Origin of the sequence: Kineosporia sp. NBRC 101677 (genome assembly GCF_030269265.1) — a bacterium.
Classification (GTDB): Bacteria; Actinomycetota; Actinomycetes; order Actinomycetales; family Kineosporiaceae; genus Kineosporia; species Kineosporia rhizophila.
Genome location: NZ_BSTA01000008.1, coordinates 93,868 through 119,654, shown reverse-complemented (window position 1 = coordinate 119,654; position 25,787 = coordinate 93,868). Strand labels below are relative to the sequence as shown.

Sequence of the window (25,787 nt, the reverse complement as noted above, 5' to 3'; positions counted from 1 at the left end):
TTCCTGTGGGCCGGTGACCTGTGGAAGGAGCCGGCCCGGCAGGAAGACACGGGAAGGTCAGGACGAGAGCAGCGCAACCAGCTTGTCGAGCTGTTCGTTGGTGCCCTGCTCCATCATCGGGAACATCTCGTCGGTGGCCTCACCGACGAAGTGCTGCACCAGCCGGGTCTTTCCGCCGTCGTCGCTGAGGGTCACGGTGATCTCGCCACCGCCCAGCCCGCGCTGGCCGCCCCAGCCGTAGACCAGTTCGTCGATCGGCCGCAGCGAGCGGATGGTCATCTCCGAGGGGTACTCGTTGCCCTCGCCGTCGACCATGGTCAGGTTGAAGGCACCGCCCTCGCGCAGGTCGACGGTGATCTTCTCGACCGGGGTGTGCAGGCCCTGCGGGCCCCACCAGCGGGCGAGCTGCTCGGGAACCGTGTACGCGTCCCAGACCAGCTGCTGCGGCGCGTCGAAGGTGCGGGTCAGGGTGAGCTCACGGGTGGGCATCAGGTGTTCTCCTTCGGGTCGGGGTTCTGCAGGGCCTTGAGGTGGGCGTCGAGCCGGGTCCAGCTCTCGTCCCAGAACTGCCGGTAGCGCTCCAGCCAGCCGGTCGCCTCCTGCAGCGGCTGGGCCTCCAGGTGGCACGGACGCCACTGCGCCGTGCGGCCGCGGGAGATGAGGTTGGCCCGCTCCAGCACCTTCAGGTGCTTGGAGACGGCCGGGAGCGTCATGTCGTGCGGAGCGGCGAGTTCGCCCACGGTCGCCTCGCCCTCCATCAGCTGGGCCAGGATCGCCCGCCGGGTCGGATCGGCCAGGGCGGCGAAGGTCAGGCTGAGCTGGTCGGTGGCCACGACCCTCCTTACTTCACCGATTGGTTAATCAACTGATTGGTAAAGTAGCAGCCGGTGAAGACGGACACAAGGCCAGAGACGCCGGATTGGCCGTGTCGCCCCAGCACCGCCGACGGCACTGTGGTGAGCATGCGCAGATTCGCCCAGGTCGACGTGTTCACTTCCCAGCCGGGCCGGGGGAATCCGGTCGCAGTCGTCCTCGACGGCGAAGGGCTGTCGACCGAACAGATGCAGCGGCTGGCCAACTGGACCAACCTGTCCGAGACCACGTTCGTGCTGCCGCCCACCACGGCCGAGGCCGGCTACCGGGCCCGGATCTTCACCACCAGCCGGGAACTGCCCTTCGCCGGGCACCCGACCATCGGCACCTGCGCCGCGCTCCTGGATGCGGGGTTGCTCGAGCCGGGTTCGTCGTGGGTCCAGGAATGTGCCGCCGGTCTGGTCGAACTCCGGCTTTTGGACGGGGGTGCCCTGGCTTTCGCGGCCCCGGCACCGGTGTCGGAGGAACCGTTCGCGGACGAGGAGCTGTTCCGCCGCACCCTGGGCGGGGTGAAGGCGGACCAGCCGACGATCATCGGGATCGGCCCGCGCTGGCTGACCGCCCGGGTCACGATCGACGACCTGAACTCGCTGGAGCCGGACCGCCAGGCCTACGCCGAGCTCGCGGCCCACACCCCCGACTTCACCCTCTACGCCGTGGACGAGACCGGTGACCTGCACGTGCGCTCGTTCTTCGACGACGGCAACGGCCTGACCGAGGACCCGGTCTGCGGCAGCGGCAACGCCTGCGTGGCCCGGCACGTGCAGCTCAGTGGTCTGGACATCGCGCTGGGGTCCGGGTATCAGGCGTTCCAGGGCCGGCACCGGGGCCGGGACGGGCGGATCTCGGTGGCTCTGGGGGAGCAGAACTGGATCGGTGGCGAGGCCGTGGCCGTGATCCGGGGCACGATCGCGGTCTAGGAGCCGGGTCACCGGGAGGTCTTTCGGGCCGGCTCGTAGCATCGTCGGTATGGACATCGAGGCCGTCACGCCGTTGGCCCCGCGCCGGGTTGGGCGCACCGTGTTCACCCAGACCTGGGCCGACCTGACGTTCCTGCACTGGGCCGTCGATCCGGAGCGGGTCGCGCCCTACCTTCCGCCCGGTGTCCGTCCCGACGTGATCGAGGGGCAGACCTACGTGGGACTGGTGCCCTTCCGCATGCGCGGCGTGGGTCTGCTCGGTTCGCCGGGCGTTCCGTACTTCGGAGACTTCCTCGAGACAAACGTCCGTCTGTACTCCGTGGACGACAAAGGACGGCGCGGGGTCGTGTTCGTGAGTCTGGACGCCGAACGTCTGGTGCCGGTTCTCGTCGCCCGCGCCGCACGACTGCCGTACTTATGGTCCTCCATGGGGTACGAGCGCAAAGGTGACCTGGTCACGTATACCTGCGCCCGACGTCCGTACGCAGGAAAACTGGCCACGAGCGCAACCGTGCGCCGCGCGGGAGTGGGCGGCGCCCAGCACACGGCCACCTCGAAGATCTCCGTGCGGGTCGGCGGCCGGGTCGAAGCACCCTCCGAGGCGGAGAACTGGATGACCGCGCGCTGGGGGCTGCACCAGTCCGGCTACTACTGGCCGAACGCGCACAAGACCTGGCCGTTGCACCGGGCAGTGCTGGAGCAGTTCGACGACCAGATTCTGAGCGCCGCGGGTTTCGCCGACCTGGCAGTGAGAAACCCCGACAGTGTGCTGTTCTCACCCGGCGTGCACTCGGTCTTCGGTCCGCGGCTGAAGTAGCCCGCACGAATACCCGAGCGCCGGTCGGCGGGCAAGGGTCTTCGGGGAACGGGCTTGTCTCACTTCGGCTATGTCTTCCGGGTAGCGATTAGGGTAGCCTCACCTAAGTAATGCGGGCGCTACGCCCGGCCATGCTCGGTGCACCCACTGCGACGACGCGCCCGGCTCGCGGCGCGTCCCGGAGGAACCTAGATGACCTCGCTGTCTGCCGACGGATCGGCCACGGGAACCGTGGACGACCCGGACCGTCCGATCTACGACCTGATCGGGATCGGGTTCGGCCCGTCGAACCTCGCGCTGGCCATCGCGGCGGTGGAGCACAACGACGGGGCCGGCGACGCCGAGCGGGTGGCGGTGCGGTTCTTCGAGCGTCAGCCCACCTTCGGCTGGCACCGTGGCATGCTGCTGGACGACGCCACGATGCAGGTCTCGTTCCTCAAAGACCTTGTCACCCTGCGCAATCCGGCCAGCCAGTTCAGCTTCCTGGCCTACCTGCACGAATGCGGCCGGCTGGTCGACTTCATCAATCACAAGACGCTCTTCCCGCTGCGGGTGGAGTTCCACGCCTACCTGGAGTGGGCCGCCGCGCGGGTGGCCGACCTGGTCGACTGGGGCCACGAGGTGGTCGCGCTCGAGCCGGTGCTCAGTCACGGCGAGGTGGTCGCGGTCGACGTCACCGCCCGCGAGCTCACTCCCGACGGCGACGGCCGCGAGGTCACCTACCGCGCGCGCAACGTGGTGATCGGCACCGGTCTGCGACCGCGCTTCCCCGAGGGCATCTCCGGTTCCGAGCACGTCTGGCACAACCACCAGCTGCTGCACCGGGTCGAGGAGATCGACGCGGCCTCGGCCAAGCGGTTCGTGGTGGTGGGGGCCGGACAGAGCGCCGCCGAGGTGACGGCCTTCCTGCACGAGCGGTTCGCCGACGCCGAGATCGTGTCGGTGTTCTCGCGGTACGGCTACAGCCCGGCCGACGACAGCCCCTTCGCCAACCGCATCTTCGACCCGGCCGCGGTGGACGACTTCTTCGACGCCTCGCCCGAGGTCCGGCAGATGCTGCTGAACTATCACGCCAACACCAACTACTCGGTGGTGGACGGGGAACTGATCGAGGAGCTGTACCGGCGTTCGTACCAGGAGAAGGTCAACGGCCGTGAGCGCCTGACCATGCTGAACGTCTCCCGGGTGGAACAGGTGCGGGAGCAGGCCGGTCAGGTGGCGGTCACGGTGCGCTCGCTGACCAGCGACCGCCGCGTCGAGATCGAGGCAGACCTGGCCGTTTTCGCCACCGGCTACGACCCGGTCGACCCGAGGCCGCTGCTCGGCGACCTGGCCGGGCTCTGCCCGACCGACGAGAACGGCCGGCTGCGGATCCGCCGTGACTACCGGGTGGAGACCGCCCCGGGCATCCGGGCCGGCATCTATCTGCAGGGCGGGACGGAGCACACGCACGGTCTGTCCTCGTCGCTGCTGTCCACCATCGCGGTGCGCGCGGGCGAGATCCTGAGCTCGGTGGTCGGCAACGTCTCCGCCGAGGTGGACGAGCCGTCGGCCGGTGGGGCGAAGGCCCCGGTGGCGGCGCTGCGCCAGTTCCTGCGGTAGTCCACGGTGACGGCCGCCGAGGTCCTGCCGCTGACCCCGCTGCAGGAGGGGCTGCTCTTCGAGGTCCAGCACCGCGCCGACGACACCCCGGACGTGTACACCGGTCAGCTGGTGCTGGACCTGCAGGGTGAACCCGACCCGGCCCGCTGGCGCTCGGCCGCGCAGGGCCTGCTCGACCGGCACCCGAATCTGCGGGTCGCCTTCCAGCAGCTCCCGAGCGGCGAGAACGTCGCCCGGGTGGAACCGGACGTGGCGCTGCCCTGGCAGGAGATCGATCTCGGCGCGCTGCTGGCCGCCGGGCACGGTGCGGCCGCAGTGGAGCAGGAACTGGCCGGGTTGCTGGAACACGACCTGCTGCGCGGTTTCGACCCTTCGCTGGCCCCGCTGGCCCGGGTCACGCTCTACCGGCTCGGCCCGGCGCGCCACCGGCTGGTTCTGACGTATCACCAGCTGCTGCTCGACGGCTGGTCGATGCCGGTGCTGCTGGACGAGCTGCTGGCCCTCGCCGACCCCGACGGGGTTCTGCCGGGCGCCGGGCCGGACCATCGCCGGTATCTGGACTGGCTGGCCCGGCGCGACCAGGAAGCCGCCGGCACGGCCTGGGCCCAGGCGCTCGCCGGTCTCGAACACGGCACCCTGGTGGGCACCCGGGGCTCGGGCGACCGCACGGCGCCCACCCAGTTGCCCGGGCACGTGGTGGCCGAGGTGGAGGCCGGGCCGCTGCTGGCCTTCGCCGAGAACGAGCGGGTCGGCCTGGACACGGTGGTGCGCGGGGCCTGGGCGCTGGTGCTCTCGGCGCTGACCGGTTCGCTGGACGTGGTGTTCGGGGCCACCGTCAGCGGGCGGCCGCCCGAACTGCCCGGAGTCGAGAAGATGGTCGGGTCGTTCAGCAACACCGTTCCGGTGCGGGTGCGGATCGATCCGGCGCAGTCGGTGGGTGAGCTTCTGCGCAATCTGGAGGCCGGGCACCGGGCGCTGGGTGAGCATCACCATCTCGGTCTGACCGCGATCCAGCGGCTCGCCGGAGTGGGCGAGCTGTTCGACACGATCACGGTTTTCGAGAACCGGTCCCCGGCCGGTGACCTGCCGCGCTGCGTGGGTGACGTGGAGGTGGCCGGCGTCGCGGTCCGCGACGCGTCGCACTATCCGTTCTCGCTGGCCGTGCGGCCCGGTGAGAAGCTGCTTCTGGAGCTGGAATTCGCGGCCGACCGCTTCACCGCCGATGCAGCCCGCGAGGTGTTGCAGCGTCTGGTCGGTGTACTTCGGCAACTGGGGCAGGCTAGTATTCCCTCAGCCGGGCGGCTCGACCTGCTCCTGGAGGGGGAGCGGGCCAAGCTGCTCGGCTCCTGGGCCCTGGGTGAAAACCCCGGTACGCGGCCCGCAACCGTCCTTCAGGCCCTGAGTCGCCAGGCCCGTGCCACCCCGGACGCGGTTGCGCTGGTCACCGAGGTGCAGCGCTGGACGTACGCCGAGCTGGAGGAGTGGAGCAGCCGGGTCGCCGCCGGGCTGCGTCGCCACCATCACCACGACCTGCTGGGTGAGACGGTCGCCGTCTGCCTGCCGCGGGCCTGGATGCTGCCGGCCCTGCTGGCGGTGATGAAGACCGGGGCCGCCGCGTTGGCCCTCGACGAGTCCGGCCCCAGCGCCCGCACCTACCTGATGCTGTCCGACGTCTCGCCCGCCATGGTCGTCCGTTCGGTGGAACAGCTCGAGAACGCCTGGTTCGCCGCCACTTCGGAACTTCCCCGGATCACCGGGGCCATGCCCGCCTACGTGGTGCACACCTCGGGCTCGACCGGGGTTCCCCGCGCGGTGGTGACCACCCACGCGGCTCTGGGCAACCTGCTGGCCAGCCACCGACGTCATCTGATGAGTGCCTTTCCCGGCCGGCTCCGGCTGGGCCACCTGAACTCGTTCGGCTTCGACGCTGCCTGGGACCAGGTGCTCTGGACGGTGGCCGGGCACCAGTTGCACGTGATCGCCGAAAGCATTTCCCAGGATCCGCAGGCTCTGATCACCTACGTGGACCAGCACGGTGTGGACGCCCTCGACCTGACTCCCTCGCAGCTGGCCGAACTCGTGGGGGCGGGTCTGCTGGAGAGCCGGCTCAAGCTTCTCACCGTGGGCGGCGAGCCCATGGATCCGGCGCTGTGGCAACGTGTCTGTGCGGAACCGGGCCTACGCGTGCACGACCTCTACGGACCCACCGAAACAACAGTGGACGCGTACGGCTGGGTCAGTGACCGGGCCGGGCGGCGCAAGGCCTACCGGGTCGACGGCGTGCGGACTTATGTCCTGGACGAGTTTCTCCGCCCGGTTCCGGCCGGGGTCACCGGCGAGGTGTACGTGGCTGGGCCGGGTCTGGCGCTGGGGTATCTGAAGCGGCCGGGGCAGACCGCTGAACGCTTCGTGGCCGATCCCTTTCAGCAAGGTGAGCGGATGTACCGCACCGGCGACCGGGCGCGGTGGACGGCGGGCGGGGTGCTCGAACTGGCCGGGCGCGCCGACCGCCAGGTCCAGATCCGCGGGATGCGGGTGGAACTCGGCGAGATCGAGGCCTCGCTCCGGGCCCTGCGCCTGGTGAGCCAGGCCGCGGTGGTGAGCGGCGAGGACGGTCGGCTGGCCGCCTACCTGAGCACCACCCGCCCGGCCCAGGCCGAGGAGATCCGGGCGGCCCTGGCCGGGCGCCTGCCCGCGGCCATGATCCCCTCGACGATCGTGATGCTCGACCGGCTGCCCCTCACCAGTCGCGGAAAGCTTGATCTGGCTGCGCTGCCCGCCGTCGCCGAAGCCGTTCCGGTGCCGCCCCGGACCGAGCGCGAGACGGCCGTGGCCGAGCTCTTCGCCGAGGTTCTGGGGATGGAACAGGTCGGCATCCGGGAGAACTTCTTCGCGCTCGGTGGGCACTCGCTGCTGGCCATGCGGTTGGCCGGGCGGTTGCGGGCGGAACTCGGGGTGAAGGTGGACGTGCGGGACATCTTCGCCGCGCCCGACGTCGAGCGGCTTTCCCGGCGGCTGCCGGTGCGAGGGCGCGCCGACCGCCCCCGTCTGCAGGCGGCCTGCCCGCGGCCGGAACGGGTTCCGCTGTCGTCGGCCCAGCAGCAGTTCCGCATCGAGCACGGGCAGACCCTCACCCGGCCGACCGCCTGGCGCCTGATCGGGCCGGTCGACGAGCCGGCGCTGCGCCAGGCAGTGGCTGATCTGGCCCAGCGACTCGAGATTCTGCGCACGGTGGTCACCGAGCACGGGGGTGTGTCGTACCAGGTGTTGCAGGCTGAGCTGCCGGCGCTGCGGGTGGTCGAGGCAAGGCGGCCCGAGTTGAAGGCCCTGATCGATCAGGAGTGCCGCTACTGCTTCCGACCGGATGTCGAGACGCCGCTTCGGGCGACGCTTTTCCGTGTTGCTGAGGACGAGCACGTCCTGGTGGTCGTGGTGCACCACCTGGCCGCTGACGACCGTTCCGTGCCGATCCTGCTCGGCGACCTCTCGGCCGCCTACTCAGCTCGCTCCCGAGGCCGACTTCCGCAGTGGGCCCCGCTGCCGGTGCAGTATGCCGACTTCGCGCTCTGGCAACGTGCGCTGGAACGCAACCAGGCAACGTCCTCAAAACAAAAGACCTACTGGAAACGGCATCTGGACGGAATGCCGCAACAACTGGCCCTGCCGGCCGGTCGGCCGGGAACGGATCGTAGCGGTTTCGCGGGTGGCGCCGAACCGTTCCTGATCGAGCCGGATCTGGCCGTTCGGCTGCGGGAGGTCGCGGCCGAGCAGGACAGTTCGATGCTCATGCTGATCCAGACGGCCGTGGCCGTACTGCTGGCCAAGCTCGGAGCGGGCGAGGACATCCCGCTGGGCTTCCCGGTCGACGGGCGTCCGGAGACCGCTTCGGAGCAGATGGCCGGGGCCTTCGCGAGGGTGTTGCCGCTGCGGGTGAACGCTTCCGGAGATCCGGCCTTCACCGCTCTTCTGGCTCAGGTGCGCGACACCGCGCTGGCCGCGCTCGACCGGCAGGACGCCCTGTTCGACCCGCCGCAGTCCGCGGTCACGGTGACCTGGTGCGGGCCGGAAGACGGTGCGCTGCGGCTGCCCGGACTCTCGTGCCTGCCGGTTCGCGTCGACCGCACGACCTGCCGGGCCGACCTGGCCTTCGAGGTGGGCGATCTCGGCCCGGACGGTCTGGACGGCTCGATCGGCTATCGCAGCGACCGGTTCGACGCGGCCGACGCCGCGCTGCTGGGAGCCCGGCTGGTGCGGGTCCTGGAGCAGATCGCGCAGGCCCCGACCCGGCGGCTCAGCCAGTACGAGGCCCTGCTGCACGGCGAACGCGCGAAGCTGACCGGGGAATGGGCGGCCGGAGGTCCGGTGCCGCTCGAGACCATGGGCCTGACCGTCGTGGACCTGCTGGCGCAGCAGGCTCGTCGCTCGCCGCAGGCGGTCGCCCTGGTCACCGCCGAGCGCACCTGGACGTTCGAGGAGCTGGAGGCCTGGACCAACCGGGCGGCCCGGGTGCTGTTGTGGGCCGGTCCGTTACGGGGCCGGGTGATCGCGCTGAACCTCGACCGGGCCTGGATGCTGCCGGCGGTGCTGGCCGTGCTGAAGACCGGGGCGGCCTGCCTGACCATCGATCCCGGACACCGGCCGGGCCTGCTCGAGGAGGTCCGGCCGGTTCTCACCATCGATTCCGCGTCGTTGCTGGAAGGCGACGAGTCGGACGCCCCGCTGAGCGATCCGGACCGGGGCGGGAGGCTGGGGCCGGACATGCCGGCGTACCTGGTCTGCCCGCCGGGATCCGGAGGTGTGGTGGTGCCGCATGCGGCGATCGTGAACCTGGCCGCCTCGCACCGGGATCGGCCCGGAACGGAGGGGGCGCGCCGCCGGGTGGCTCTGGGAGCCTCGTTCGAGCAGGACTCGTGGTGGGAGCCGGCGCTGTGGATGCTGGCCGGGCACGAGCTGCACGTGCCCATCGAGCCGACGGTGCGGTGGCTGCGGGAGGCGTCGGTCGACGTGCTCTGCACCACTCCCGCCGATCTCGCCCGCCTGCTCCCGGCCGGGTTGCTGGAGGCCGGGCTGTCCACGGTGCTGATCCATGGACGTTCGGTGGATCCGGCTGTCTGGCAACAGATGTGCGAGGCTCCCGGGTTGGCCGTGCATCACCTGTACGGGCTGCCGGAGGCCGCGCTGGAAGGGTACGGCTGGCACGGTGAGGCCGGCGGTGGCCGCGCTGCCTACCGGCTCGACGGGGTGCGCACCTACGTGCTCGACGAGGCGCTGCGGCCGGTACCGGCCGGGGTGACGGGACGGCTGTACGTGGCCGGGGCGGGACTGGCCTACGGCTACGTGAACCGGTTCGCCCTCACCGCAGGCGCTTTCGTGGCCGACCCCTACCAGACCGGGCAGCGGATGTACCGCACCGGAGAGCTGGCCCGATGGTCGCCGGACGGGGTTCTGGAGGTGCTGCCGGGCTCTGGGTAGATTCTCGCCACATTTGGATATTGCCTGCGGTACAAGTGTTTACGCTAGGATGAGCAGTACGTCGAGAAGGTGGTCGAACCTGATCGCGGCATCGCGCCGGGTCACGGGGGGAATGCCCGCGTCGAGGGGAGTGCTGGCCCCTCTGCGTCTCCCCGTGGCCCCGCTCGGTGCCGCAGTGCGGAAAGTCCCGTGAGAACGACCATGGAGAAGAGCGGTGAGCGACCCCTTCGAGAACCCCGACGGCAGCTACCTGGTGCTGGTGAACGAGGAGAACCAGTACAGCCTGTGGCCCGGCTTCATCGAGGTCCCGGCCGGCTGGCGCAGTGTCTTCGGCCCGCAGGGCCGCCCGGCCTGCGTCGAGTACATCGAGGCGAACTGGACCGACCTGCGCCCGCAGAGTCTGGCCGACTTCATGGACGACAACTCCTGAACGGATTCCACCGGCCCTGCTGAGGCGCCGGTGGAGTCCGGTGGATCAGGCGCTCTCGTCCTCGACCGCGGTGGCCGGGTCGCCGTCGGCCGCCTGGGCGATCAGGGGCACCAGGTTCTCGATCAGGAAGGGCAGGCTCAGCACGGTGACGAACGAGGTGGCCGCGCCCAGGTCGGAAAGCGGTGCGCCGCCCTCGGTCCCGTCGGAGAGGTAGACCGCGCGGCCCTCGGTGTTCACCGCCAGCTTGTTGTACAGCCCGTCCGCCTCCAGACCGGCCTTGTCCTTGACCGGGTCGGGCACCAGCCAGACCAGGGCGTCGGTGTCGAGCAGGTCGATGCGTTCCTTGCTGATGCTGGCGCCGAACTCCTCGCCCACCGCCTCGGCCAGGCCGTCGGGCAGGGAGAAGCCGAGCGACTTCAGGAACTGCCCGCGCGGGTCCTCCTCGGCGTAGACGTAGTAGCCCTCGTAGAGCGTGGCCATCAGCGCGGTCTGCCCGGCGAAGCCGGGGTTGTCGGCCCGGGCCGTCTCGAACCGCGCGTTCACCTCGTCGACCAGCTTCTGCGCCTCGGCCTCGAGACCCAGGGCCCGGCCGATGGTGGGGGTGATGACGTCCCAGGCGACCGCGTAGTCGTTGGTGTCCTTCGGGGCGAGCACGGTGGGCGCGATCTGCGCGAGCTTGTCGTAGTCCTCCTGGGTGACACCGGAGTACATGCCCACGATCAGGTCGGGCTGCAGGGCGGCGATCTTCTCGAACTGGATGCCGTCGGTGCTGTCGAGCAGTTCCGGCACGGCGCCGGAGCCGAGCTTGTCCTTGGCCCAGGGCCAGATCGCGCCCTCGTTCTCACCGAACCACTTGGTGGTGGCGATCGGCACGGTGCCCAGGGCCAGCAGCGCGTCCTGCTCGACCAGGCCGACCACGACCACCTTGGTGGGCTTGGCCGGGATCTCGGCGGTGCCGAACTTGTGCTCGATCGAGACCGGGAACGCGTCGCTGCCCGCCGCGGTGCCCTCGCCCGAGCCGGCGCCGGTGCTGCCGGAGTCGTCGGAGTCGCTGCCGCAGGCGGCGATCAGGGCGAAGGTGGCGGTGGCGACGGTGGCGCCGAACGCCCGCCGGGACAGACCGGGTCGCAGGGGACGGGCAGACATGCAGACCTCCGTGAATTAGGTATGCCTACCCTAATGATCGGATGATCGCGTTTTCAACGACTGGCCAGATCGTGACCGGGCCGGGACCTGCGGGCGGCCCGGCCGGCCGGGACGATCAGCGGGGTGCCGGTCTCCGGGTCGGGGACCACCCGGCACCTCAGGCCGAAGGTCTCCTCGACCATGGCGGCCGTGACGATCTCGGCCGGGTCGCCCTCGGCCACGATCCGGCCCTCGCGCATGGCGATCAGGTGGGTGGCGTAGCGGGTGGCCAGGTTCAGGTCGTGCAGCACGGCGACCAGGGTGCGGCCCTGCTCGTGCAGGTCGGCGCAGAGGTCGAGAACCTCCACCTGGTGGGTGATGTCGAGGAACGTGGTGGGCTCGTCGAGCAGCAGGACCGGGGTCTGCTGGGCCAAAACCATAGCCAGCCAGACCCGCTGGCGCTGCCCGCCGGACAGTTCGCCGACGTAGCGCTTGGACAGGTCGTGCACGCTGGTCTGCTCCATCGCCTGAACCACGATGGCCTCGTCCTGCTTGGACCACTGGCGCAGCAGCGACTGGTGCGCGTAGCGCCCCCGGGCCACCAGGTCGCCCACGGTGATGCCGCTCGGGGCGATCGGGGTCTGCGGCAGCATGCCGAGCCGGTGCGCGACCTGCTTGGTGGAGTAGCTGCCGATCTCCTTCTCGTCCAGGTAGACCTGCCCGGCCTTCGGCCCGAGCAGCCGGGCCAGGGCTTTGAGCAGCGTGGACTTGCCGCAGGCGTTCGGCCCGACGATGACGGTGAACTCGCCGTCCGGGATCGACACGCCCAGGTTCTCGGCGACCACCCGCTGGTCGTAGGCGAGGGTCAAATTCTCGGCCCGAAGCCTGCTCATGAGATCAACGACCCTTCCGTCATTCGTGAATCAGCAACCAGCACAGGTACGCCCCGCCGAGCAGCCCGGTGGCGATACCGACCGGCACCGGGCCGGAGGGCAGCGCCCGCTGCGCCACCCAGTCGCTGGTGACCATCAGCAGCGCCCCCATCGCGGCGGCCCCGGCCAGACCGGCGCCGGCGCTGCGGGTCACCCGCACCGCCAGTTGCGGGGCGGCCAGGGCGACGAACGCGATCGGCCCGGCCGCCGACGTGGCGACCGCGGCCAGGGCCACCGCACAGGCGAAGAGCAGCCCGCGGGTGCGCTCGACCGGAACCCCCAGGGCGGTGGCGGTCTCGTCGCCGAGGGCGAGCATGTTCAGGTGCCGGGACTGCCAGAAGGCCAGCGGGAGCAGGACCACCACGGCCAGCAGCAGCGGCCGGACCTGGTCCCAGGAGCGGCCGTTCAGCGTGCCGATCAGCCAGACCTGGGCGCCCACCGCGTCGTCCAGGCGGGCCCGGGTGATCAGGAACGAGTTGAACGCGTCGAGCATGGCGCCGATCCCGATGCCGACCAGGATCAGCCGGAAACTCTGCGCGCCCCGGCGGTAGGCCAGCAGGTAGATGGCCAGCGCGGTGGCCGTGCAGCCGATCAGCGCGCCCACCGCGATCTGGTTGGTGCTGCCGTCGAGCACCAGGATCACCACCAGGGCGCCGGACGACGCCCCGACGGTCAGGCCGATGAAGTCGGGGCTGCCCAGGGGGTTACGGGTGAGGCTCTGGAAGATCGCCCCGCTGACCCCGAGCGCGGCGCCGGTCAGCACCGCGGTCAGCGTCCGGGGCAGACGTAGGTCCAGCACGATGAACTGGGCGCCGCCGGTCTCCTGGCCCAGCAGGGTGCGCACCACGTCGGGCAGCGGCACGTCGAAGTCGCCGCTGGCCAGGCTGTGCAGGGCGATCGCGAGGGCGAGCAGCAGCATGACCAGCACGGCCGTGGTGGCCCGCAGGTCGATGCGGGCCGAGACCGAGCCGGTGGCGTTGCGCACCACCCGGCCGCTCAGGACCCGTTCGTGGGTGGGCGCGCTCACAGCTGGGCCAGCCGGCGCCGACGGGCCAGGACGATGAACACCGGGGCACCGACGAACGCGGTGACGATGCCCACCTCCAGCTCCGAGGGGGCGGTGACCACCCGGCCGACGATGTCGGCGGCCAGCAGCAGCACCGGGGCCAGCACCATCGAGTAGAGCAGGATCCAGCGCTGGTCGGGCCCGGTGAACATGCGGGTCATGTGCGGCACGGCCAGACCGACGAACCAGATCGGGCCGACCACCGCGGTGGCGCCGCCGCACAGCAGGGTCACCGCCAGCATCCCCAGCAGCCGGGTGCGCATCACGTGGGCGCCCAGGGCCCGGCCGGTCTCCTCGCCCATCGCCAGGGCGTTCAGGGCCGGGCCGAGCGAGAGCGCCAGCAGCAGGCCGGCCACCACGAACGGGGCCACCCGCCAGGCGGCCGGGACGCTGACGTCGCCGAGCGAGCCGACCTCCCAGAACCGGTACTTGTTGAAGACTTCCGGCCGCAGCACCAGGATCGCGTAGATGCCGCTGCCCATCACCGTGGTGATCGCGACCCCGGCCAGGATCTGCCGGTCGGGGGTGGCCGAGCGGCCGGTGTTGCCCAGCAGGAACACCACGACCGAGGTGAGGGCGGCACCGGCGAAGGCGAACCAGACGTAGCCGCTGATCGTGGTGATGCCGAGGAAGGCGATCGCCAGCACCACCCCGGCGGACGCGCCCAGGTTCACCCCGAGCAGACCCGGCTCGGCCAGCGGGTTGAGGGTGAGCGCCTGCATCAGTGCACCGGACAGCCCCAGGGCGGCGCCGACCAGCAGGCCGACCATCGTGCGGGGCAGGCGCAGGTCGTGGATGATCGCGGCGTTCGAGGAGCCGTCGTTGTCCCACCACAGCCGCCAGCTCTCGCCGAACGGGATGAACTTGGCCCCGAAGGCCAGGCTGGCCACCATCACCACCGCCAGCAGGGCGAGCGAGACCAGCAGACCGGCCAGGCGCAGCGAGGTTCGGCCGCCGAGCTGACGGGACTCGACCGGGGCCTCTTCCGGCAGATCGACGGTGACCGCCATCCGACCTCCTCCATGACACCGGACCGGCCTTTTTGAGAGGGTCGGCAGACAGCATTCGGCGGGCCCGCTGAGTGCCCCGAACGTTAGGTTAGCCTCACTTCACATGAGCGTGTCCAGTGCCTCCCCGGCCGCGGTCGGGCCGGTGACCGGCCCGGATGTCCTGCGCCGGATGCTCTCGGCCCGGCGCGGTCAGATGGTCGTGGCCACCCTGCTGCTGTGCTCCCACCAGTTCGGCGAGGTCCTGGTGCCGGTGGTGATCGGGCGGGTGATCGACGAGGCGGTGGCCGGGGCCGGGACCGGTGCGCTGGGCGGCCTGGTGAGCTGGATCGCCGGTCTGGCGGTGGTTTTCGCCGTGCTCTCGTTCAGCTACCAGTTCGGTGCCCGCAAGATCGAGGCGGTGGCCGAGTGGAGCGCGCACGACCTGCGTCTGCAGTTGACCGAGCGGGTGCTGCACGCGCGCGGCGGGGCCGAAGAAGGCCGGCTGCCGGGGGCCCTCACCAGCATCGCCACCAGCGACGCCCAGCGGGCGGGGGCGGTGGCGATGGCCGTCGGGGTGGCCTCGGCACAGATCACGGCCATGGTGGTGGCCGCGGTCGCGCTGCTGTGGGTCAGCCTGCCGCTCGGGCTGGTGGTGCTGGTCGGGGCGCCGCTGATGCTCTGGCTCACCCACCTGCTGGGCCGCCCGCTGGAGAGCCGCAGCGAGGCCGAGCAGGAAGAGGCCGCGGCCGCCTCCGGGGTGGCCGCCGACCTGGTGGCCGGGCTGCGGGTGCTCAAGGGCATCGGGGCCGAGCAGGTCGCGGTCGAGCGCTACCGCACGCCCAGCCGCCGGGCGCTGGCCGCGACGGTGCGGGCGGCCCGGGCCCGGGGTGCCTACGAGGGCGCGATCCTGTTGATGACCGGCGTCTTCCTGGCCCTGGTGGCCGCGGTGGGCGGAAAGCTGGCGCTGGACGGGGTGATCAGCATCGGCGAGCTGACCGCGGCGATCGGCCTGGCGCAGTTCCTGCTCGGGCCGTTGCAGGTGTTCGCCTGGGTCGGCACCGAACTGGCGGCGGGCCGGGCGAGTGCGGGGCGGGTGGCCGAGGTGCTCTCCAGCCCCGAGTTGGTGGGCGGAGACGGCCGTGTCGGTACCGCGTCGGCCGCGCTCTCGCTGGAGGGTGTGGCCTCCGGCTGCCTCCGGCACATCGACCTGCGGGTGGAGCCGGGTGAACTCGTCGGCGTGGTGCCGCGTGACCCGGCCGACGCTCTGGAGCTGCTGCGGATCATCGGGCGGGAGACCGACCCACACGTGGGCCACGCCCGGCTCGGCGACGACCGGCTCAGCGACCTGCACCCCGACCAGGTGCGCGGCCAGATCCTGGTCGCTGCCCACGACGCCGAGCTGTTCGGCGGTCCCTTGCTGGAAAACCTCGGCGGGAGCGGTGAGCTCACGGCCGAGGTGCTCGCCGCCAGCGCGGCCGACGAAGTGATCGGCAGCCTGCCGGAGGGGGCGGCCACCGTGCTCACCGAGCGCGGGGGCAACCTCTCGGGCGGCCAGCGGCAGCGGGTGGCGCTGGCCCGGGCCCTGAACCTGGACGCGCCGATCCTGGTGCTGCACGACCCGACCACGGCGGTTGACAGTGTCACCGAGGCCCGGATCGCAGCCGGGATCCGCCGGTTGCGCCATCCGGCCGGGGAAGGTGGGGGAGTTCGCACCACCGTGCTGGTGACCACCAGCCCGGCCCTGCTGGCCGTCACCGACCGGGTGGTGCTGCTGGTCGAGGGCCGCTGTGCGGCCCAGGGTCGGCACGCCGACCTGGTCCGCGACGACGAGATCTACCGGACGACGGTGCTGTCATGAGTTCCTTTCCAACAATGGACGATTCGCGGGTGCGGCTACCGGTCGCGACCGGCGCGCGCTGCCGCCAGGTGGTCGGGATCCTGATCCGACCGCAACGCCGGGCGGCCCTGTCCGGCGTTGCGCTGCTGGTCGCGGCCACCGCGGTGGGCCTGGCCAGCCAGCCGTTGCTCGGCCGGATCGTCGACATCGTGGCCGAGCGTCAGCCGTCCTCCGCGCTGATCGGGCCGGCCGCCGGGATCGCCGTGGTGGCGCTGGTCCAGGCCCTGCTCACCCCGTTCGGCCTGGCCCGGCTGGCCACCGCGGGGGAGTCGGCGCTGGCCGGGTTGCGGGAGCAGTTCGTCGAGCGGGCACTGCGGTTACCGATCGCCGAGGTGGAGCGGGCCGGCTCCGGCGACCTGACCTCCCGGGTGACCAACGACGTCACCAAGATCAGTGAAGGGGTCCGCGAGGCGCTGCCCGAGTTCGCCCGCTCCGGGCTGGCGATCGTCCTCACGCTCGTCGCCCTGGCGGTGCTCGACTGGCGCTTCCTGCTGGCCGCCCTGGTCGCACTGCCGGTGCAGGTGCTCACCGTGCGCTGGTTCCTCGCCCGCTCCGGAAAGATCTATGCCGCCCAGCGGCTGGCGGCGGGGGAGCAGCAGCAACAGCTTCTGGAGACGATCGGCGGGGCCCGTACGGTGCGGGCCTTCCGGCTGGGCGGGCGGCAGCTGCCCCGGGTGGCCGAGGCCTCGTCCCGCACGGTCGGGCGCACGCTCGACGGGATAACCCTGCAGACCGGTTTCTTCGGGCGGCTGAACCTGGCCGAGTTCCTCGGTCTGTCGGGGGTTCTGGTGGTCGGCTACGTGCTGGTCGGCAACGGCTCGGTGTCGATCGGCACGGCCTCGGCCGCGGCCTTCTACTTCCACAGCCTCTTCGCCCCGGTCAACGTCGCGCTCTTCCTGCTCGACGAGGCGCAGTCGGCCGCGGCCAGCCTGGCCCGGCTGGTCGGGGTCGTCGACCTGCCCGACCCACCCGGGAACCGGACGGTCGAGATCGCGCCGGGGCCGGCGTCCATAGGTGTTGAGAAGGTGGGCCACGCCTACCTGGACGGGCACGACGTGCTCACCGACGTGGATCTGGACTTCCCGGCCGGCCGGCGGATCGCCGTGGTCGGGGCCAGTGGGGCCGGAAAGACGACACTGGTCAAGCTGATTGCCGGTTTCCACCCGCCCCGGTCGGGCACGATCCGGCTCGGCGGTCAGGACCTGCGCGACCTCGGCCCGGACGGGATCCGCCGTACGGTCGCCCTGGTGACCCAGGAGGTGCACGTCTTCGCCGGGCCGCTGGCCGACGACCTGCGCCTGGCCCGGCCCTCGGCCTCGACCGGCGAACTGGAGGCGGCGCTGGCGAAAGTGCAGGCGCTGGAATGGGTCCAGCGACTGCCCCAGGGGCTGGAGACGGTGGTCGGCGACGGCGGGCACGGGCTCACCGCGGCCCAGGCCCAGCAGCTGGCCCTGGCCCGGCTGGTTCTCGCCGATCCGCCGGTGGCGATCCTGGACGAGGCCACCGCGGAGGCCGGTAGCGCCGGGGCACGGCTGCTGGAACGCTCGGCCCTGCAGGCCCTCGAAGGGCGGACCGCGGTGGTGGTGGCGCACCGGCTCACCCAGGCGGTCACCGCCGACCGGATCGTGGTGATGGAGGCCGGGCGGGTGGCCGAGCAGGGCTCGCACCAGGAGTTGCTGGACGCCGGGGGAATCTACGCCCAGTTGTGGAAGGCCTGGTCGAAAGACGCCTAGAAGTGGCGGATCTGCTCGATCAGCAGACCGGCGCTGATCGCGGTCATCGCCACTCCCGAGCAGCGGGCCACCAGACGGGCCGCAGCCGGCCGGGCCCGCAGCAGAGTGCGGGATCCGGTGCCCACGCCGGTGTAGACCACCGCGCACATCAGCATGTGCAGGCCGCCCAGGGCGACCAGCTGCACGGTCAGCGGCCAGGCCGCGGCCGGGTCGGTGAACTGCGGCAGCAGGGCCAGGAACAGCAGCAGCGCCTTGGGATTGAACCCGCTGACCATCGCGCCCCGGCCCGCCTGGGTCAGCCAGGAACCCTCGCCGGAACCGTCGGCCTGCGGGGTGGGCGGGTCGAGGATGGTCGTGATGCCCAGGTAGGCAAGGTAACCCGCGCCGGCCAGGGTGAGCACGGTGAGCGCGCCGGGGGTGCTGGTGATCAGCGCGGCGGCCCCTGCGGCGACCACCACGGTGATCACCAGGTAGCCGGCCAGCAGCCCGGAGATTGCCGGCAGCACCGACCGATAGCGCAGCCCGGCGGTGATCGCGTAGGCCCAGTCGGCGCCCGGGGTGAGCACGAGGAGGGCCGAAACCGCCCAGAACGCGCCAACCATCCCGATTGTCATCCTGCCGACCTGCCTTTCCGGTTCCGGCGGCCGGTTGCCGCCCAGACAGAAAAGTACGGAGGAAACGCCGGGAAGTGCTGACCGGATCCGGTCGTCACCAGGGCCCGGATGGGAAAGAATCCCGCGGTGGACGACCTTGATCGCGAAATTCTTGCGCAGCTGCAGGCTGACGGCCGGCTGACCCTCACCGAACTGGCCGATCGGGTGGGCCTGACCGTGTCGCCGGCCCATCGCCGGTTGCGGGCGCTGGAGCGCGAGGGGGTGATCACCGGCTACCGGGCCCAGCTCGACCCGGCCCGGGTGGGACTGGGTTTCGAGGCGCTGGTCTTCGTCACCATCACCGAGAGCAGCGCCCGCACGGTGGCGGCGTTCGAGCAGGCCGTGGTCGAGATCCCGCACGTGCTCCAGGCCCAGCGGCTGTTCGGCACCCCCGACTTCCTGCTGCGCGTGGTGGCCGCCGACCTGACCGGTTTCCAGCAGCTGTACGACACCGAGCTCGCCACCCTGCCGGGGGTGCAGAAGCTGACCTCGACGCTGGTGATGAAGAGCGTGGTCGAGGGGCGGGGCCTGCCCTTGTGAAGGAGCCGTTCAAGGGCAATAAGGTGTGATCTGCCAGACAGGTTACTTTTGTGACGGGGTGGACCGGTAGCGTGAGCCCGGATGCGTGAGCGACACCTGCGCCGGCGCTGCCGGGCCCTGCTGCGAGAACTGGACGTGCCCAGGCCGTTCGGTCATCGCGAGCTGTGCCGGCGGCTGGCCCGGCACCGGGGTCGCCCGATCCGGCTGATGCCGTTCCCGATCGAGCAGCCCGGGCCCTCGGGGATCTGGCTGGCCACCGACGTCGCCGACGTCATCGTCTACCAGTCCCAGACCACCGCGGCCCATCAGGAGCACATCATCCTGCACGAGGTGGGGCACATCATCGCCGGTCACGACGGTGAGTCGGTGGATCCGGAGGAGTCCGTGCGGGTGCACCGGCGAACCGCCTACGACAACCGTCAGGAACGTGAGGCCGAGTTGATCGCGACGATCCTGTTCGAGTGGTCCGGAAGGTCGGACGGGCTGGGGGACGGGCTGGGGGAGCGCGACCCGGAGGCGGTCACCGATCCGCACCAGGCCGCCGCCCTGGAGCGGATCGCCAACGCGCTGACCGGCGGGCAGGGGTGGTCGTGAGCACCGCGTTCAGTCTCGCCCTGGCCATGGGCCTGTGGTGGGCGGCCATCGCCAAGCTGCGGCACCTGCGTCGCTCACCCGGTGACCGGCCGCTGGCCGCCGTCACCGGGCTGCTGTTCTGCCTGGCCATCGGCCCGCTGCCGGTCCTGCCGGGACTGAACGACCTGGTCGAGGACGCCGTGCCGGGTCTGGCCAAGCTCTGGCTGAACCTGTTCACGGTGACGGCGACCTACTGCCTGATGGCCTTCTACGGCTACTCGGTGGGCGGGCCCGGCACCGAGGCCCGGCTCCGCCGGCGGCTGTTCGGCCTGTTCGCTGCGCAGGCGGTGATGATCGCCGCCTGGAGCCTGGCCCCGCTGAACATCCGGCTCTCACCCGGCGCCCTGGAGAACCTGGACGACTGGCACGGCGCGCTGTTCACCGTGGCCGCCCTCGGTTACATGGCCTTCGGTCTGGGGCAGGCCTTCTGGTGGTCGGTGCGTTACGCCCGGGCCGCCCACCGCACGCGGCTTCGGACCAGTCTGCGCATCGTCTCGGTGGCGCTGGCCGCCCTGCTCGTCGCCTGCCTGGCCAAGTCGGGGGTGGCGCTGGCGCTGGGCGTGGTGGAGGGGCTGCGGCCCGAGGACGAGGGGCTGATCCTGCTCAGCCGGGTCTACCCGGTGCTGGTCCTGGTCGGGACCACGTTGATCGTGATCGGTTTCTGCTATCCGGCGGTGGCCTCGCTGCCCGGCCGGGTGCGCCAGGCCCGCCGCCGGCGCCGGCTCTACCGCACCCTGGGCCCGCTCTGGCTGCGGATGCGGGAGGCGTTCCCGCACCTGGTGCTGGACAGCGACGTGCCCGGCTTCGCCGGCGGCTGGCTGCCCTGGACGTACCGGGCGTACTTCCGGCGGGTGATCGAGATCCGCGACATGATCGTGCAACTGGCGCCCTACTACGATCCCGAGGTGGCGGTCCGGGCCGAGGGTGAGCAGACGGCCGACCCGCAGATCTGGGTGCGGGCCCGGCTGACCGAGGATGCCCTGCGCCGCAAGCAGGCCGGGCTCCCGGTCGAGGAGCCCTACGTGCTGCCTGCGCTGGGCGGCGACGACCTGGACTCGGACGCCCGCTGGCTGGCCCGGCTGGCCCGGGCGATGACGGATCAGTCCTCGGTGGAGGCGGTCTCGTCCAGCACGTCGAGCATCCGCAACACCTGACGGCGTAGCTGCGGGCTCATCTCCCCGGCCCGCATCGCGATCGTGCGGACCTGGTGGTCGGCCAGGCGGCGGCGCCACTCGATCTCCTGCGGATCCTCGCCGAGCAGGTAGGCCGCGGTGACCGGGGCGTCGTGCGGGGCCCGGTGCTGGTCGAAGAAGGCGGCGATCGCCCGGACCACCGCGATGGTCGGGTTGGTGTTGCTGCCCGAGCGCAGGGTGGCCAGGTAGACCCGGGACATCGAGGTGTCGTGCGCCGGGTCCTCGCTGATCGTGCGGGCCACGTAGGGGGTGGAGAACTCCCGCCAGGTGCCGTTCTCGTCGCGGTGGCCGATCGTGGCGAAAAGCTCGTTCAGCCGGTCGGCGAACGCCGGTCGGGGATCGGACAACCCCTCGCCCCCAGTCTGGTCGGTGCGGTCCGTGGAGCCCAACGGTACTTCCACAATGGAACCGTAAAGGAGAATGTACGTCGCCTGGTTCACCGACGCGAGTCCGTACAGTATATTTACCGCCGGAGAGAACGTTCTCCTGGTGGGGCAGACCCGCCGGCCAGGACGGTCTTCGCGGTTTCGGTGGGGGTCACCGCGGCGGCCGGAGGGACCCGGCCGGTGAAGTTTGCCCATGGGGGGAGCCGTCGGCCGCCGGTCCGGGCGGGCCTGATCCGGAGGGGGATCGGGAAGCCGGACCGGCGGCCGCGGCCTGCCCGATATCGGCCTTTTGCGCGGGCCGGATCGGTAACCGGTGGGTAGGGTCGTCGCCCATGCGGAACACCGTCCTGATACCCGGCTTCTGGCACGGCGCCTGGTCCTGGAGTCTGGTCGCCGAGCAGCTCGCCGCCCGCAACCTCGCCTCGGTGGCCCTCGACCTGGAAGGACAGGGCCTGGAGGGGGTGTCTCCGGCCGGTCGCTGGGGGCGTCCGTTCGACGCCGGCGCCTTCGCCCAGGAACCCTCGCCGGCTGCCGCGGTCACCGCCACCTCGGCCGCCGGGTCGCTGATCCGGCGGTTGCGGCTGATCGGCGACGGTGAGCCCTGCGTGGTGGTGGCGCACAGCATGGCTGGAGTGGTCGCCACGCTGGCCGCCGAGCTGGAGCCGGCGCTGTTCGCGCACCTGGTCTACGTGGCTGCCCTGGCTCCGGTCAGCGGGGTGCCGGCCGGGGCCTACGTGGGGAGCGAGGAGAACGCTGGTGAACTGGGCACCGGCCTGCTGCAGGGCGATCCGGCCGCGATCGGCGCGTCGCGGATCGACCCGGGTGACCCGGCCGGCCAGGCCGCGATCCGGGAGGCGTTCTACGCCGATGTCGACCCGATCACCGCCGGGGCGGCGATCGGTCTGCTGAACACCGACGCACCGGTCGGCATCGCGGCCGAGGCGTTCGCGGTGACGCCGCAACGGTTCGGCTCGGTTCCGCACACCTACGTCACCTGCGCCCAGGACAACATGATCCGGCTGCCGCTGCAGGAGCGCTTCGTGCGGGAGATCGACGCGGTGTCGGCCCGGCCGACCACGGTCGTCCCCCTGGACACTTCTCACTCACCGTTCCTGTCCCGGCCCGAGGCCCTGGCCGGGGTGATCGCCGGGGTCGGCTGACCGTTCGACCGGCCGGATCGCGGAAAGTGGGCCTGACCCTGCTCCCGGCCGTTTCCCTGACACCGCTTCTAGTGCAAAGGTGGGCATCGTGGAGACCCGCGAACTGAGTTCCGAACAGCACACGGAGAGTGAGCTCGATCTGGGTGAGTCCGCCTCCCCCGGGCGAGAATCCACCTCGGCGCAACCGCGTCTGCCGTTCGGTCTGTCGGTCCGCGGACTCCAGGGCACCGCGGCGGTTCTCGGGTTCGTCACCATCGTCTCGGCGGCCGTGATCGGGGGCGCCCTCGCAGTCGACAGCGTGGCCCGTTTCGACGGCGACCGCCCTGACGGCAGCGCCCTGCTGGAAGACGGCAACCTGACCGCGGTTCCGCCCGTGCCGACCGAGGACGACAAGTCCACCAAGGACTCCGACCCCAAGCCTCGTAAGAGCGAGAACGCGGGCAAGAGCTCGCCGGACGCCTCGGGGAACGGAAAGAACAGCGGTAACGGTTCGGGCAGCGGCTCGGGCACCGGCGGCAAGCAGGTCGACCAGGTGAAGTCGGAGGAGAAGGCCGCCCCGAAGACGCCCAAGGCCGCGCCGCTGGCCCCGATGGGCATCCTCCACAACCTGGTCACCGGTCAGTGCGCCGACCTGCCCGACTCCGACGTGCCCGCCGTGGGCACCGTGGTCAACCAGTACAACTGCATCCCGGGAGCCACCGACAACCAGGACTTCGAACTGGTCGAGCAGTTCGGTGAGCTGATGATCCGCAACCTGAAGACCAACTACTGCCTCGACCTGCCCGGCACCGGCAGCGTCCCGCAGGGCTCCATGGTGGTGGTCGGCCCGTGCCAGTCCGGGCCCACCGACAACCAGATGTTCCGGGCCGAGGCCCAGGGCGCGGGCTACTACCTGAAGCACGTGAAGACCGGCCTGTGCCTGGACGTGTCGGGCGCCGACGACCAGGAACGCAACCAGCCGGGCCAGGTGCTGACCCTCTACACCTGCTCGCCGGACGACGACCACATCTGGACGATCGGCTGAGTCCAGCTGCCTTTCCGGGCAGCGGCCCACTCCTTTCGGTGGAGCGGGCCGCACCCGGTACGACCAAAGCGTGACCACCCCGACCAGCCCGGAGACGGACGCGGCGGGACAGGCCTGCCGGGCAGGCTTGTCCACGTAGCGATCACCGGTTGGAAGGAACGAATCACGATGAACAGCAAGCGAATTGCGCTCTCCTCGATGGCCGCCGCGATCGGCGTGAGCGGGCTGCTCCTGGCCTCCGTCACCTCGGCCGCCGCCGCCACCGGCCCGGTGGCCTCCGGCGCCCGCGCCGCCGCCACCTTCGAGTGCGAAGGGGTGGAGGCGACCGTGCGGGGCACCGAGGGCGACGACGAACTGGTCGGCACGGCCGGGGACGACGTGATCGTGGCGCTCGGTGGCGACGACATCATCGACGGCAAGGGCGGCGACGACCTGATCTGCGCCGGCGCGGGGCTCGACACGGTCGACGGTGGCGCCGGGGGCGACGTCATCTACGGCGAGGCCGGCTCCGACGCGCTGCTGGGGGCCGCCGGCATGGACTTCATCGACGGTGGCCGCGGTGACGACCTGATCGACACCGAGGGCGGCGACGACCTCGCCTTCGGCGGCGCCGGCGACGACAGCATTCTCGGCGGGGCCGGCGAGGACCTGCTGAGCGGTGGCCAGGGGAACGACCAGATGGCCGGCGAGGGGGGCGCGGACACGCTGATGGGCGACACGGGCCGCGACGAGATCCAGGGCGGCAAGGGGAACGACGAGATCCTCGGGGGCGCCGGCGCCGACCGGCTCTACGGCAACGCGGGCAACGACCTGATCGCCGGTGAGGGCGGCAAGGACAAGATCTTCGGTGGGGCCGGGAAGGACAAGATCTACCAGGGCAACGTCCCGGCCTGATCCTCGCGAGCGGCGGGTGTGCTGTGGTCCGGTGTGACCCGCGCACCCGCTGCCTCGTTTTGACGCTCTCTTTGTCCGTTTTCCCCTAGTCTTCGGCTCGTGAACATCCCCCGCCGCACCATCAGGAAGCGCTACGCAGCGCTGGCCGCCTTCACCACTGCCGTCCTGGCGGTGCCGGTGGTACCGGAGCTGGCCTCGGCGCAGCCCGGAGCCGGCTCGGCCACCCGGCCGCAGCTGGTCGTGGCGGCCGACCAGAAGGTGGCGGGCAGCCCGGCGATCACCTGGCCGGCTTCCGGCCGGGCCCGGATCGAGGTGGCCGGCCTGGGCACGGTCGGCGCGGTCGGCGACGGCACCGAGTCGGTGCCGATCGCCAGCATCACCAAGGTGATGACGGCGTACACGATCCTCGAGGAGCACCCGCTCCGGGCCGGGGCCAAGGGCCCGAAGATCAAGATCACCAAGGCCGACGTCAGCGCCTACACCCGGCTGAAGAAGGAAGGCGCCTCGGTGGTGAAGGTGAAGGCGGGCAACCGGCTCACCCAGCGCCAGGCGCTGCAGGGCCTGCTGATCGCCTCGGGCGGCAACCTGGCCGAGACGCTGGCCCGCTGGGACGCCGGCTCTACCGGTGCCTTCATCGACAAGATGAACCAGAACGCCCGCGAGCTGGGCCTCGACTCCACCTCCTTCGCCGATGTCACCGGGGTGAACGAGCAGTCCCGCAGCAGCGCCGAGGACCTGCTCGACCTGGCCCAGGCGGCGATGAAGATGCCCGCGTTCCGTGAGGTGGTGCGCCAGAGCGGCGCGAAGATCCCGCAGAACAAGCTGAAGTCGACCAACAAGCTGCTGGGTGCCAACGGCGTGATCGGCATCAAGACCGGCACCACCTTCGCGGCCGGCGGGTGTCTGCTGTTCGCCGCCACCGACGTGGTCGGCGGGAAGACCCGCACGATCTACGGGGTGATGCTCGGGGCCCGGGGTGACGCCTACTCGGCCAACGCGCAGAAGTTCAGCAAGAACATGGTGGTCTCGACCCGTAAGGCGCTGCGCGAGGTCACGCTGCTGAAGCCGGGCAAGGCGCTGGTGTCGGTGCAGAAGGACGACGGCCGCACCTACCGCTACGGCGTGCGCAGCGCGGTGAAGTCGCCGGGCTGGGCCGGGCTGTCGTTCCGGATCTCGCTGCCGGGCGGGCTGGCCGAGGGGCAGACCCCGAAGAAGCTCGTGGTGCACAGCGGTGGCCGCAAGATCAAGGTGGACCTGGTGCGGCTCGGCTGAGACGGTTCACGGCGGCGGCCGGGCGCGGATGTGGCGGCAGCGCACAGGGACGGTAGCTGGATCACGGATGTGGCGGCAGTGCACGGAGACGGCGGTCGGGCATTGGGGCGGCGGCAGTGCGCGGGGGATGGCTGGGGCACGGGTGCGGCGGTAGTGCACACGGACGGCGGTCGGGC

General features: G+C 71.2%; 22 protein-coding genes. 14 read left to right on the top strand and 8 right to left on the bottom strand.

What is annotated here, in order from left to right:
• Window positions 1-57 precede the first annotated feature (57 nt).
• Window positions 58-489, bottom strand: coding sequence for an SRPBCC family protein (locus tag QSK18_RS23140; RefSeq protein WP_285623158.1), 432 nt, complete (start codon window positions 487-489; stop codon window positions 58-60).
• The gene (locus QSK18_RS23135; RefSeq protein ID WP_232809970.1) at window positions 489-833 is read right to left on the bottom strand and encodes an ArsR/SmtB family transcription factor; all 345 of its coding nucleotides are present in this window, start codon (window positions 831-833) and stop codon (window positions 489-491) included. The genes QSK18_RS23140 and QSK18_RS23135 overlap by 1 nt, the downstream gene beginning before the upstream one ends.
• A gap of 129 nt (window positions 834-962) precedes the next feature.
• On the opposite strand from QSK18_RS23135, the gene QSK18_RS23130 reads away from it, so the two are divergent.
• The 5 genes from QSK18_RS23130 to QSK18_RS23110 all read left to right on the top strand — a co-directional run bounded on the left by QSK18_RS23130 (window position 963) and on the right by QSK18_RS23110 (window position 10,114).
• Complete coding sequence (locus tag QSK18_RS23130) at window positions 963-1,793, top strand: PhzF family phenazine biosynthesis protein (RefSeq protein WP_232809971.1); 831 nt, start codon at window positions 963-965, stop codon at window positions 1,791-1,793.
• Window positions 1,794-1,842: 49 nt separating this feature from the next.
• A complete protein-coding gene (locus QSK18_RS23125; RefSeq protein WP_232809972.1) occupies window positions 1,843-2,610 on the top strand; it encodes a YqjF family protein in 768 nt (255 codons plus the stop codon).
• A gap of 192 nt (window positions 2,611-2,802) precedes the next feature.
• Window positions 2,803-4,212 (top strand): lysine N(6)-hydroxylase/L-ornithine N(5)-oxygenase family protein, encoded by a 1,410-nt coding sequence (locus tag QSK18_RS23120; RefSeq protein WP_232809973.1) that lies wholly within the window; start codon window positions 2,803-2,805, stop codon window positions 4,210-4,212.
• 6 nt (window positions 4,213-4,218) lie between these two features.
• Complete coding sequence (locus tag QSK18_RS23115) at window positions 4,219-9,684, top strand: condensation domain-containing protein (protein WP_285623153.1); 5,466 nt, start codon at window positions 4,219-4,221, stop codon at window positions 9,682-9,684.
• Between the two features lie 214 nt (window positions 9,685-9,898).
• Window positions 9,899-10,114, top strand: coding sequence for an MbtH family protein (locus tag QSK18_RS23110; protein WP_232809975.1), 216 nt, complete (start codon window positions 9,899-9,901; stop codon window positions 10,112-10,114).
• A gap of 45 nt (window positions 10,115-10,159) precedes the next feature.
• Here QSK18_RS23110 and QSK18_RS23105 read toward each other — a convergent pair whose 3' ends face one another.
• The 4 genes from QSK18_RS23105 to QSK18_RS23090 are packed head-to-tail and all read right to left on the bottom strand — an operon-like array spanning window position 10,160 to window position 14,247.
• Window positions 10,160-11,260, bottom strand: a complete 1,101-nt coding sequence (locus QSK18_RS23105; protein ID WP_232809976.1) for an iron-siderophore ABC transporter substrate-binding protein — start codon at window positions 11,258-11,260, stop codon at window positions 10,160-10,162.
• Between the two features lie 53 nt (window positions 11,261-11,313).
• The gene (locus QSK18_RS23100) at window positions 11,314-12,132 is read right to left on the bottom strand and encodes an ABC transporter ATP-binding protein (protein ID WP_285623147.1); all 819 of its coding nucleotides are present in this window, start codon (window positions 12,130-12,132) and stop codon (window positions 11,314-11,316) included.
• A gap of 19 nt (window positions 12,133-12,151) precedes the next feature.
• Entirely contained in the window at window positions 12,152-13,198 is a 1,047-nt protein-coding gene (locus tag QSK18_RS23095) for a FecCD family ABC transporter permease (RefSeq protein WP_285623144.1), read from the bottom strand.
• Entirely contained in the window at window positions 13,195-14,247 is a 1,053-nt protein-coding gene (locus QSK18_RS23090) for a FecCD family ABC transporter permease (protein WP_232809979.1), read from the bottom strand. Before QSK18_RS23090 ends, QSK18_RS23095 begins: the two co-directional genes overlap by 4 nt.
• 103 nt (window positions 14,248-14,350) lie before the next feature.
• Between QSK18_RS23090 and QSK18_RS23085 the strand changes: the two genes are divergently transcribed.
• Together QSK18_RS23085 and QSK18_RS23080 are read left to right on the top strand one after the other, a co-directional pair.
• Complete coding sequence (locus tag QSK18_RS23085) at window positions 14,351-16,084, top strand: ABC transporter ATP-binding protein (RefSeq protein WP_285623141.1); 1,734 nt, start codon at window positions 14,351-14,353, stop codon at window positions 16,082-16,084.
• Window positions 16,081-17,856 carry an ABC transporter ATP-binding protein gene (locus QSK18_RS23080; protein WP_285623138.1) on the top strand — a complete coding sequence of 592 codons (1,776 nt, stop codon included), beginning with the start codon at window positions 16,081-16,083 and terminating at the stop codon, window positions 17,854-17,856. The genes QSK18_RS23085 and QSK18_RS23080 overlap by 4 nt, the downstream gene beginning before the upstream one ends.
• On the opposite strand, the gene QSK18_RS23075 is transcribed toward QSK18_RS23080, so the two are convergent.
• Window positions 17,853-18,470, bottom strand: coding sequence for a LysE family translocator (locus QSK18_RS23075; protein WP_285623135.1), 618 nt, complete (start codon window positions 18,468-18,470; stop codon window positions 17,853-17,855). The genes QSK18_RS23080 and QSK18_RS23075 overlap by 4 nt on opposite strands.
• 126 nt (window positions 18,471-18,596) lie before the next feature.
• Between QSK18_RS23075 and QSK18_RS23070 the strand changes: the two genes are divergently transcribed.
• The 3 genes from QSK18_RS23070 to QSK18_RS23060 all read left to right on the top strand — a co-directional run bounded on the left by QSK18_RS23070 (window position 18,597) and on the right by QSK18_RS23060 (window position 20,836).
• Window positions 18,597-19,049, top strand: a complete 453-nt coding sequence (locus QSK18_RS23070; RefSeq protein ID WP_232809983.1) for an Lrp/AsnC family transcriptional regulator — start codon at window positions 18,597-18,599, stop codon at window positions 19,047-19,049.
• A gap of 81 nt (window positions 19,050-19,130) precedes the next feature.
• A complete protein-coding gene (locus QSK18_RS23065; RefSeq protein ID WP_285623131.1) occupies window positions 19,131-19,643 on the top strand; it encodes a M78 family metallopeptidase domain-containing protein in 513 nt (170 codons plus the stop codon).
• Window positions 19,640-20,836: an MAB_1171c family putative transporter gene (locus QSK18_RS23060; protein ID WP_285623127.1), complete on the top strand. Its 1,197-nt coding sequence runs from the start codon at window positions 19,640-19,642 to the stop codon at window positions 20,834-20,836. The genes QSK18_RS23065 and QSK18_RS23060 overlap by 4 nt, the downstream gene beginning before the upstream one ends.
• Here QSK18_RS23060 and QSK18_RS23055 read toward each other — a convergent pair.
• On the bottom strand, window positions 20,782-21,222 hold the full coding sequence (locus tag QSK18_RS23055) for a hypothetical protein (RefSeq protein WP_352396625.1): 441 nt from the start codon (window positions 21,220-21,222) through the stop codon (window positions 20,782-20,784). The genes QSK18_RS23060 and QSK18_RS23055 overlap by 55 nt on opposite strands.
• 371 nt (window positions 21,223-21,593) lie before the next feature.
• On the opposite strand from QSK18_RS23055, the gene QSK18_RS23050 reads away from it, so the two are divergent.
• From QSK18_RS23050 to QSK18_RS23035, 4 genes are all read left to right on the top strand, one after another.
• Window positions 21,594-22,421: an alpha/beta fold hydrolase gene (locus tag QSK18_RS23050; RefSeq protein ID WP_285623123.1), complete on the top strand. Its 828-nt coding sequence runs from the start codon at window positions 21,594-21,596 to the stop codon at window positions 22,419-22,421.
• An 88-nt stretch (window positions 22,422-22,509) separates the two neighbouring features.
• Window positions 22,510-23,445: an RICIN domain-containing protein gene (locus QSK18_RS23045; RefSeq protein WP_232809988.1), complete on the top strand. Its 936-nt coding sequence runs from the start codon at window positions 22,510-22,512 to the stop codon at window positions 23,443-23,445.
• A gap of 168 nt (window positions 23,446-23,613) precedes the next feature.
• A complete protein-coding gene (locus tag QSK18_RS23040) occupies window positions 23,614-24,339 on the top strand; it encodes a calcium-binding protein (protein ID WP_232809989.1) in 726 nt (241 codons plus the stop codon).
• 99 nt (window positions 24,340-24,438) lie between these two features.
• Window positions 24,439-25,611, top strand: a complete 1,173-nt coding sequence (locus QSK18_RS23035; RefSeq protein WP_232809990.1) for a D-alanyl-D-alanine carboxypeptidase family protein — start codon at window positions 24,439-24,441, stop codon at window positions 25,609-25,611.
• Window positions 25,612-25,787 lie beyond the last annotated feature (176 nt).

Excerpts from the sequence above, each read along its gene's own strand:
- QSK18_RS23075 (WP_285623135.1), bottom strand. The coding sequence starts at position 18,470 with ATGACAATCGGGATGGTTGGCGCGTTCTGGGCGGTTTCGGCCCTCCTC.
- QSK18_RS23080 (WP_285623138.1), top strand. The coding sequence starts at position 16,081 with ATGAGTTCCTTTCCAACAATGGACGATTCGCGGGTGCGGCTACCGGTC.
- QSK18_RS23040 (WP_232809989.1), top strand. The coding sequence starts at position 23,614 with ATGAACAGCAAGCGAATTGCGCTCTCCTCGATGGCCGCCGCGATCGGC.
- QSK18_RS23105 (WP_232809976.1), bottom strand. The coding sequence starts at position 11,260 with ATGTCTGCCCGTCCCCTGCGACCCGGTCTGTCCCGGCGGGCGTTCGGC.
- QSK18_RS23140 (WP_285623158.1), bottom strand. The coding sequence starts at position 489 with ATGCCCACCCGTGAGCTCACCCTGACCCGCACCTTCGACGCGCCGCAG.
- QSK18_RS23050 (WP_285623123.1), top strand. The coding sequence starts at position 21,594 with ATGCGGAACACCGTCCTGATACCCGGCTTCTGGCACGGCGCCTGGTCC.
- QSK18_RS23100 (WP_285623147.1), bottom strand. The coding sequence starts at position 12,132 with ATGAGCAGGCTTCGGGCCGAGAATTTGACCCTCGCCTACGACCAGCGG.
- QSK18_RS23065 (WP_285623131.1), top strand. The coding sequence starts at position 19,131 with ATGCGTGAGCGACACCTGCGCCGGCGCTGCCGGGCCCTGCTGCGAGAA.
- QSK18_RS23090 (WP_232809979.1), bottom strand. The coding sequence starts at position 14,247 with ATGGCGGTCACCGTCGATCTGCCGGAAGAGGCCCCGGTCGAGTCCCGT.
- QSK18_RS23120 (WP_232809973.1), top strand. The coding sequence starts at position 2,803 with ATGACCTCGCTGTCTGCCGACGGATCGGCCACGGGAACCGTGGACGAC.
- QSK18_RS23125 (WP_232809972.1), top strand. The coding sequence starts at position 1,843 with ATGGACATCGAGGCCGTCACGCCGTTGGCCCCGCGCCGGGTTGGGCGC.
- QSK18_RS23085 (WP_285623141.1), top strand. The coding sequence starts at position 14,351 with ATGAGCGTGTCCAGTGCCTCCCCGGCCGCGGTCGGGCCGGTGACCGGC.
- QSK18_RS23130 (WP_232809971.1), top strand. The coding sequence starts at position 963 with ATGCGCAGATTCGCCCAGGTCGACGTGTTCACTTCCCAGCCGGGCCGG.